11 protein-coding genes are annotated in these 8808 nt (G+C 31.7%); 8 read left to right on the top strand and 3 right to left on the bottom strand.

What is annotated here, in order from left to right:
• From J4418_03270 to J4418_03235, 8 genes are all read left to right on the top strand, one after another.
• Positions 1-327: hypothetical protein (locus J4418_03270; GenBank protein ID MBS3113076.1), on the top strand; the 327-nt coding region annotated here is incomplete at its 5' end.
• Between the two features lie 21 nt (positions 328-348).
• On the top strand, positions 349-1542 hold the full coding sequence (locus J4418_03265; protein ID MBS3113075.1) for a hypothetical protein: 1194 nt from the start codon (positions 349-351) through the stop codon (positions 1540-1542).
• A gap of 205 nt (positions 1543-1747) precedes the next feature.
• Entirely contained in the window at positions 1748-2020 is a 273-nt protein-coding gene (locus tag J4418_03260; GenBank protein ID MBS3113074.1) for a DUF1858 domain-containing protein, read from the top strand.
• A 4-nt stretch (positions 2021-2024) separates the two neighbouring features.
• On the top strand, positions 2025-2228 hold the full coding sequence (locus tag J4418_03255) for a ferredoxin (GenBank protein MBS3113073.1): 204 nt from the start codon (positions 2025-2027) through the stop codon (positions 2226-2228).
• A 102-nt stretch (positions 2229-2330) separates the two neighbouring features.
• Positions 2331-4472, top strand: coding sequence for a vitamin B12-dependent ribonucleotide reductase (locus J4418_03250; protein MBS3113072.1), 2142 nt, complete (start codon positions 2331-2333; stop codon positions 4470-4472).
• Between the two features lies 1 nt (position 4473).
• Positions 4474-5091, top strand: a complete 618-nt coding sequence (locus J4418_03245; GenBank protein MBS3113071.1) for a cob(I)yrinic acid a,c-diamide adenosyltransferase — start codon at positions 4474-4476, stop codon at positions 5089-5091.
• Between the two features lie 56 nt (positions 5092-5147).
• Positions 5148-5324 (top strand): hypothetical protein, encoded by a 177-nt coding sequence (locus J4418_03240; protein MBS3113070.1) that lies wholly within the window; start codon positions 5148-5150, stop codon positions 5322-5324.
• Between the two features lie 33 nt (positions 5325-5357).
• Positions 5358-6260 carry a hypothetical protein gene (locus J4418_03235; protein ID MBS3113069.1) on the top strand — a complete coding sequence of 301 codons (903 nt, stop codon included), beginning with the start codon at positions 5358-5360 and terminating at the stop codon, positions 6258-6260.
• Here J4418_03235 and J4418_03230 read toward each other — a convergent pair whose 3' ends face one another.
• The 3 genes from J4418_03230 to J4418_03220 form a co-directional block, all read right to left on the bottom strand.
• Positions 6261-7061 (bottom strand): hypothetical protein, encoded by an 801-nt coding sequence (locus tag J4418_03230; protein MBS3113068.1) that lies wholly within the window; start codon positions 7059-7061, stop codon positions 6261-6263.
• Positions 7062-7196: 135 nt separating this feature from the next.
• Positions 7197-7898, bottom strand: coding sequence for a metallophosphoesterase (locus J4418_03225; GenBank protein ID MBS3113067.1), 702 nt, complete (start codon positions 7896-7898; stop codon positions 7197-7199).
• A gap of 32 nt (positions 7899-7930) precedes the next feature.
• Positions 7931-8785, bottom strand: coding sequence for a DMT family transporter (locus J4418_03220; protein MBS3113066.1), 855 nt, complete (start codon positions 8783-8785; stop codon positions 7931-7933).
• Between the last annotated feature and the right edge of the window lie 23 nt (positions 8786-8808).

Here is an 8808-nt window from a genome sequence, read left to right as displayed (position 1 = left end):
GAAATATGGGAATATGATATGTTTTTAACTGTCGGAAACTATACCGGTTTTAATGTGAATAACAGCGCGCTTTATTTTGGCACCATAAAACCTGGTGGAACCAGCACAAGAAAAATTGAACTAAAGAACAACAATCAATTTGTAAAAGTTTCAATGTTCGTTAATGGCGAACTTGCTGAATGGATTTATACTGAAGATACATCATTTAATTTATTAGAAAATGAAGAAAAAACAATTGAAATTAAGGGGATAGTGCCAAAAGATGCTAAATTAAAAAATTATGAAGGAAAAATCACTATTAAATTTGAAACTGCAGTAAGACAATAGTAGGATGATTGAGAAAAAACTATGAAAAGCGGCAATAAACTTTTAATGTGGGCAATGTCATTCTTAATATTTATCTTATTAATAAATATTTTTAATGTATTAACTATTAACAAATTACAGCGAATTGATGGTTTGGCGAGCGGAGAAGTTTTATTAAAAGTTATTTCAGATATTGAACTGCCAAATATAACTGATTGCTCCATAAACCCCAAAATCGTTATTGCAAATAACTCTGTCAATCTTTATTTAAAGGTTTTTGATAACAATCCCTTGTCGAATACTAGCATAATATTAACTTTGCCGGATAATACCAATCACTCATTTTCAGGTAATACAAGTTATAACCCTGTTGTTAACGGAGATTACCTTATTACATGCGAGGCAGTTGATTCTGTAGGAAACCGCAAATATTTAAAAAATACCTTTATTGTTGCTCGGGCTTTCGATTTTGAAATGGATATGAATCAAAAGGACAATATTGGTGTTAATCTCGAATTTTATTATCCAAATTCAAATATTAAAATTTATACATTGGAAAATTATTCAGGTAATTACCATACAATGGCTGAAACAGTTTATGATATAAAATTTGCCAAAACAAATAACGAGTTTTATGCAACTTTGCATAACACAAATGTTTCAAGCAAAAATCCTAAAAACATGTCATTCTTTAAACTTGAAACGCCAAATGCTGGGTTTTTGTCAAATTATGTTATACAAACGAATTACGAGTTTGCAAATTCTACTCTTATTTTTAATTATAGCATGTTTAACATTAGTAAAGAAACAGATCTAATGACATATGTTTGCCACGATTGGGATTTAGAAATAGGAAAGTGTATGGGGGTTTGGTCAATAATAGCAAATGCTGAACAGGATAAGACTAATCAAATTATTACTGCAATCGTTTTAAATTTTTCGGGATTTGGAATTAAAGAAGTTGCGAATATTAGTTCTATTGTTGAAGCAAGATTAAATGCTCCCCATTCAGGAAGTAATGGTATAATTTTTCCGGATAAACCAACATTACCTAAAGAATTAGAGATTGAAGAAAACTTAATAAATGAGAGTTTAGAATTTAAACTGCCATTAATAGAAATCCCGTTTAACTGGGATATATCCAAAGAAAATAAAACATTAGAATTATTTATTTTGGGCCTGTTTTTCATATCAGTTATATTTATATTATTATATTATCAAAATATGATAAAATAAATTAAATTTTTTTCTGATGATTTTTATTTATAAATTTAAATTTATTGACCTACAATAACGCTATTTTTCGTTAATGGTATGACATATATCCCCCAATTTGAACATACTCGCGGTCTATTTCTATACTTAAACATAATTAAGAATTATCACAACAGAACCAAAAAACAACAACCTTTAAAAAGGATTAAATTTTCATATGAAAATTATGGTAACCAAACATCAAATTACAAAGAAAATGAGTTTTGTTGAAGTAATTGACAAATTTCCAATGACTGTAGAAGTAATGCTAAAATATGGTTTGCATTGTGTCGGATGCCATATGGCTGCAACTGAAACCATTGAAGAAGGTTCAAAAGGTCATGGAATGGATGATGAGCAAATAGATGAAATGATTGAAGAAATGAATGAAAAGATTGCTGTAGAAACAGAAGAAGATTATAGTGATTTTGAAGATGAATCCGCTGGTGAAGAGGAATAACCAGATGCCGTTTAAAATAAATTATAACGAAGAAGAATGCATAGGTTGCGGCGCATGCACTGTGCAATGCCCTGAAAACTGGGAACTTGTTGAAAAAAATGGCCTATTTAAAGCTAAACCAAAACAAACAAATTTAAGTGATATTGGAAAAAATAAGGAAGCTGAAGAAGTTTGCCCTGTAAATTGTATCAAAATTTCTGAAGAATAATTTGTTACTATTATTAGATAATTACTAACTCTAAACTAATGTATGCACTAGAATTAAATATATAAATAATAAATCTCAAAAAAAGTAAATGGGGTGTTAAATATGGGGACATTAAAACAAATACAAAAAAGGGATGGTTCTATAGTTAATTTTGATCAAATTAAAATTGCCGAAGCAATCTTTAAAGCGGCTAAATCTGTTGGTGGGCACGATTTTGAAAAAGCTAAATATGTAGCTTCATTAGTCAGTCAAGGTTTAGAAAATAAATTTAACGGGCATACAATTCCCAAGGTTGAACAAATTCAGGATCTTGTTGAAAATGTGTTAATTGAAGGAGGTTACGCTTCAACAGCTAAAGCATATATTCTTTATAGAGAAAATCGTAAAAAATTAAGAGATGAAAAGCTAAAAATTTTAGGTAGAGAAGATGATTTGAAGCTCCCTATGAATAGTATCAAAGTTCTTGCTGAAAGATATCTTAAACGAAATCACGACGGGAAACTAGTTGAGACTCCTAAAGATATGTTTAGAAGGGTGGCGGAGAATATTGCTTCTGCAGATGCATTGTATAATGGAAATGTCGAAGAAACCTCAAAAAAGTTTTTTGATATAATGACTTCTCTAATATTTTTGCCTAATAGCCCAACTTTAATGAATGCGGGTAATGAACTTCAACAATTAGCTGGATGTTTTGTTTTGCCGGTTGGAGATTCAATCAGCGAAATATTTGATGGGGTAAAACATGCTGCAATTATTCATAAATCGGGAGGGGGCACAGGTTTCGCATTTTCCAGATTAAGACCGAAAAATGATGTGGTGATGAGTACTAAAGGAGTATCATCCGGACCAATCTCATTTATGAAAGTTTATAATGTCGCCACTGAGACAATTAAACAAGGCGGAAAAAGGAGAGGGGCTAACATGGGAATATTGCGCATTGATCACCCGGATATTATAGAATTTATCAATTGCAAAGAAAAAGAAGGAGCTTTTAATAATTTTAATATTTCAGTTGGTTTAACTGAGAAATTCATGCAGGCAGTTGAAAATGATGAAGAGTATGAACTTTATAATCCAAGAACAAAGATTCATGAAGGTTCCTTATTAGCAAGAGATGTTTTTAATTTAATTGTAACAAATGCATGGAAAAATGGTGAGCCCGGAATTGTGTTTCTTGACAGGATGAACAGAGATAATCCTACTCCTGAAATTGGGGAAATTGAAAGCACTAATCCATGCGGGGAGCAGCCTTTACTACCTTACGAATCATGCAACCTTGGTTCTATCAACCTGGTGAAATTTGTTAAGAACGGCAATATTGATTATGATGAACTCAGAAAAGTTGTGCATATATCTGTACACTTTTTAGACAATGTTATAGATAAAAATAATTTTCCTCTACCTGAAATTGAAAATATGACCAAAGGGAATAGAAAAATAGGTTTGGGCATAATGGGTTTTGCCGATATGTTGCTGCAACTTAATATCGGATACAACACTGAACAAGCTGTTGAAACTGCTGAAAAAATAATGGGATTTATTCAGCAAGAATCTAAACTAAAATCTATTGCGCTTGCAGTAGAAAGAGGCAATTTTCCCAATATTGAAAGAAGCATCTACAATGGACAAAACATGAGAAATGCAACAAGAACAACGATTGCGCCAACGGGTTCAATTGGGATGATTGCTGACGCATCAAATGGGATTGAACCATTATTCGCAATATCTTTTGTAAAACAAAATATTCTAGGCGGAGACCATAAACTTCTTTATATTAACCATTTTTTTGAAAAAATTGCTAAAGAACGCGGTTTTTATTCGGAGGAATTAATGGAAGAAATTGCTAAAACAGGTTCAGTACAGCATGTTGATGCTGTGCCTCAAGACGTAAAAAAAATATTTGTTGTGTCACATGATATTGACCCTATATGGCATATCAAGATTCAAGCGGCTTTCCAGAGAAACATTGAAAATGCAGTTTCTAAAACGGTTAATTTTACACATGATGCGACAACTAAAGATGTTGAAAAAGCTTTCTTATTAGCCTATCAGTTAGGCTGCAAAGGTATAACTATTTACAGAGATGGCAGCAGAGAAGCGCAAGTAATTAATTTAGATACTACAAAACACCATAAAAAAAAAGAAACTGAAGAAAATCTTTGCCCGCAATGCAAAACAAAATTGTACCATTCAGAGGGATGCAGCACATGTCCTAGCTGCGGATTTTCCAAATGCTCCGTATAAAATGAGTAAAGACAACTTAGGCTTAGTACATGTATATACAGGAGATGGCAAGGGTAAATCCACTACTGCATTCGGCATGGCATTGCGGGGAATTGGACAAAATCTCCGAATAAAAATAATACAATTTCTTAAAGGGGGTTACTATACCGGAGAATATATCGCAATACAAAATTATCTAAGCAACATGATAGAAATTGAACAATATGGCAAAATGTGCTTAAAAGAAAATGTGCAAGTTAAACTTGACGAAAATATTTACAAAGGTTTTTACATACGAACTGAAGAAGATTGCGGTGATTGCAGACACTGTTTTACAAGCGACGCTGAAGAAAAAGCGTTTGTTTCTGAAGCTTTACAGCGCGCAAAAAAAATAATCAATTCAGGCGAATACGATATGGTATTTTTAGATGAAATTAATAACTGCATTGCAAAAGGCCTAATTTCTGTTGATGAAATTCTTGAAATGATTTCAAGTAAACCTGCGAAAATGGAACTCATATTAACCGGACGCAATGCACCTGATAAAATTAAGAAAATTGCTGATTTAGTCACTAACATGCAGATGGAAAAACATCCGTTTGAGAAGGGGATTTTTGCGCGGAGAGGGATTGAGTTTTAGAATATATCTCTTAAAGAATAGTAGAATATTTAAATTGTTTATAAAAATAAATTAACATGACAGATTGGCAGAAAATTGGTAGACCTGGAGCAATTGGAAGTAGAAAGAATGAAGTTCTGGCTAATTTTGACAAGATTTATGGTAAAGATAAATGGCGTTTAATTTGGGATGTTAAAGGGCAACCTGTTAGTGTACAAGGTGCATTAACTTTATATGAAGATGCATATTTTTAATTTTTACAACAAAACCCTGGTGAATTAGAATGGTTGATTAATAATTTTTCAGAAGTTTATGATAATAATGTTTCAAATGTTAATTCAGGTTTTGATTATTCAATTCAAGAATTTGAAGGCAATCATTTTCAAGACATTGCATTAAGAAGATGTTTAATTAGAAATGGTACCTGGTTTAAAGGGAATCAACCACTTGAAGTAAGGCTGTCAGAACCTGGAATTAAATTTAATCCTGGTGAAGTACTATTTCATAAGCCAGAACTTATACCACAACCAGAAGTTATAGGTTGGTGGAAATCAGGCTCAATTGAAAGTTGGTACCAATCTGCTCGTTATTTAGAAGCAAAAGATTTTGAACATGATACTGAAGATTATCTTTATTTTGTAACATCTAATGCTGGAAAAGTTAACTCTGCTCAAAAAGGGCTTGGAAATTTTGTAAGATTAAAACAAGCCCCCTTAGAAATTTCTGAACATCATTTAACTATCGAAGAGATTGCAAAACATAAAGCCAAAGTAGCATATTCAGTAATGTGTAGACCAATCATTTGTGATGATTCAGGATTAGTAATCCCTTCACGCGGAGAATGGCCAGGTTCAAGGGTAGGGAGAGAACTTGAAAAGTTAGGCGAACAAGGTTTTGCTGATATTTTTAAAGATAGACCTCTTGAAGCTTACTTTGAAATGGCAGTTACTTATTTTGATGAAACACTTGAAGAACCGAAAATATTTAAATCTACAGTGAATGGAAAATTTTATTCAGAAGCAAGAGGTGATCCAAACAAACCATTTATTAAAAATAAAATTTTGGGTACTAGGTTTGTTGTTGATGGTCAAACCAAAACTATTGCAGAAATGACTGAAGAAGAATATGAAAAAGATGCTACGAGCGATCGATGGAATAGATTAGTAGAATTTCTAAAAAGTAGAAAATAACTAATTCCGCAGCATAAACAAGAACATCTGCGCATATCCTGCATTCTTGCCCCAATATTCTTGGGCAAACTGCTTAATCTTTTTGTTAGAAGTTTGATTTCCGTCAAAGTAATGTTTTTCCATGATACGTTTTATCCAGGTATCAACAGGAAACGCTTCTGTATGTCCTAGTGAGAATAAAGATATACAATCAGCAACCTTTGGACCGATGCCTGGCAATTGAGTAAGAATATTATGCGCATCATTATATTCCATATTTTGCAAGTGATTAATTTTTTGGAGGGTTATCATCTTATTAATTTCATAAATATAGTTTGCCCTAAAACCGGTTTTTGAATGAACTATTTTTTCAAGAAGGTTAATATTGCCAACTTTAGGAAATGAGTGTGAAATATAACCTCCAACTTTAACTTTTTCTCCAAAATGCTGGGAAAGAAGTTCAATGTTTTTTTGTATCTTCGGAATATTTGAAGCAGATGAACAAACATATGAAATCATACATTCCCATGGATCCTGGCGCATCAACCTTAAACCATTATACTTTTGCGTTAATGAAGTCATTAATTTATCAGTTGAGATTTCTTTAATAATTTTGTTATAGTTATCATTTAATCCAAATAAATTTTTTAAAAAATCCTGCTCAACCCCGTCATATATTAAATAGTCACCATTTTGTTTTAGAGATATAACCCTATCTTTTGAGTTGACGTAATAGAATCCCGCAAAGTTATTATAACGAAAAAATTGTCCAGATTCTAATGTCAATGGCAGGTTAAAATCTTTAACACGTAATGTTTGCATAGTATTGTGGGGAGATTAGTTATTTATAAAACCTGCGGATAATCTGCGGTTTAATTCAAATAATCTGCGGTTTCAATAATCAAAATTAAATTTTTGACATATAGGGCTTACGAGTAAATAATAGCATTAATTAAATTACAAATTCCTTAACTTCTTAAGTTTGCCAAAATCAAATACTTTATCCCCAACTATAAACGCCATAAAATTATCTAAATCCTGTTTTAGAAAAGGGCTCAACAAACGCTCCCTTAAAACATCAGTGCCTTCTGTTACAAGATTAAATGATGGTTGAACAATAAGATTTTTTTGTTTATACCGCCCTAACAGAAAACATTTAAACCTCTCAGCCCTTATTTCGGTTCTTAAAGTTATAGCCGGATGTTCATGACCTATGATTATTGTTTTCTGTTCAACTTTTTTAGGAATAGCATCTCCATGACAGATGTAACAATCTTTAACAATGTAATGGTCAGTTATTTCAAGGCCTTTCTTTTTAGCAATAGGTTCAAGGATTTTATCATGATTGCCTTTTATGAGTACAACATTTTTTGAATGGTTTTGAAAGAGTTCAAGGAGTTTTAAAGTTTGCTTCCATTCAGTATCACTAATTATGCCAAACTCATGTTTCAAGTCTCCATTTATAATAATTATTTCAGGTTTAACTTTTTCAAGTATTGGAATAATTCTTTTAATAGTATCTCCAAACTGGAACATAGGCATAAATATTCCTTGCTTGTTTAATGCTTCTTCATAACCAATATGGAAATCTGCAAAAATTAAAATTTTGCCTATCTTTAAACCAAGGTCTACTATTTTGATTCCTTTCATAATCTCCATATTCAGGTATATTACTGAACTAATTTAAAAGTTTAACCGTAAATTTGAATAATAAGGATACAACTAAGAATTACAATGCCGGCAACAATCTTTTTCCAGCCCGGATTATCTTTATAAATAAAGTATGCGTAGGTGAAAACCGTAACAGGCAATAAGTTCATTATTAAATTCGTGACTACAATCCCGTTAAATTCAACACTTGTAAAAGTTGCAACATATTGAATTACGAAAGCCATCACCCCTGCAACCAAGTACTTCCAAGACTTTCGAGGTATCTCTTTAAATTTCACAGGGAATAATAAATTAAATAAAATAGTTAGAAAAAATGTCCGCACAAAATAAAGTGTAAACGGATTATACAAGCCAAGTAATTGTTTAACAAACATATATTCAATGGCAAGAAACAAAATTGATAACAATATATATTTCGAATTTTTAGTAAATTCTATATGGCCATGATAAAAATGTGACCATGCCAAAACAATTGTTGCTATGATGCCCAAAAAAAGAGGCAATAATAATCTTTCAGAAGGAAAAATAAAAAATGCTAAACTTATCGCAAACAATGGAACAAGTAACATTAAAAATTCTACTTCACATAAAGTTTCATGCCCAAATCCCTTAAAGAAAAAAAAATTGTACATGTATGCTACAAATATTAAACCCATCATTAAAGAAATGTTTATTGGTTCAAGCATGCGCATTGAAAAATTTTCTATAAAACCTAAGAATGGCAACATGAAAAGACTGGCTAAAATAAAAGTAATCGGCAAAAATTTATGAAAATTAACTTTATGCCTAACTAAAACAATCCGGCTCCAAATTAAATTAGCAGCCCCAGTGAAAACTGCAATCAGCGGAACCAATAAATTAATTAATTCTACCATTAAAAAAATTAGATGCTTTAATC

The organism is Candidatus Woesearchaeota archaeon (assembly GCA_018303425.1).
Classification (GTDB): domain Archaea; phylum Nanobdellota; class Nanobdellia; order Woesearchaeales; family JAGVYF01; genus JAGVYF01.
The sequence above is the reverse complement of the archived record's forward strand: the minus strand, read 5'-3'. Positions and strand labels throughout refer to the sequence as shown.

What these genes read in the sequence shown, in the direction of transcription:
- J4418_03260 (MBS3113074.1), top strand. Translation starts at nt 1,748, where the DNA reads ATGGTAACCAAACATCAAATTACAAAGAAAATGAGTTTTGTTGAAGTA.
- J4418_03225 (MBS3113067.1), bottom strand. Translation starts at nt 7,898, where the DNA reads ATGGAGATTATGAAAGGAATCAAAATAGTAGACCTTGGTTTAAAGATA.
- J4418_03220 (MBS3113066.1), bottom strand. Translation starts at nt 8,785, where the DNA reads ATGGTAGAATTAATTAATTTATTGGTTCCGCTGATTGCAGTTTTCACT.
- J4418_03255 (MBS3113073.1), top strand. Translation starts at nt 2,025, where the DNA reads ATGCCGTTTAAAATAAATTATAACGAAGAAGAATGCATAGGTTGCGGC.
- J4418_03265 (MBS3113075.1), top strand. Translation starts at nt 349, where the DNA reads ATGAAAAGCGGCAATAAACTTTTAATGTGGGCAATGTCATTCTTAATA.
- J4418_03240 (MBS3113070.1), top strand. Translation starts at nt 5,148, where the DNA reads ATGACAGATTGGCAGAAAATTGGTAGACCTGGAGCAATTGGAAGTAGA.
- J4418_03250 (MBS3113072.1), top strand. Translation starts at nt 2,331, where the DNA reads ATGGGGACATTAAAACAAATACAAAAAAGGGATGGTTCTATAGTTAAT.
- J4418_03230 (MBS3113068.1), bottom strand. Translation starts at nt 7,061, where the DNA reads ATGCAAACATTACGTGTTAAAGATTTTAACCTGCCATTGACATTAGAA.
- J4418_03245 (MBS3113071.1), top strand. Translation starts at nt 4,474, where the DNA reads ATGAGTAAAGACAACTTAGGCTTAGTACATGTATATACAGGAGATGGC.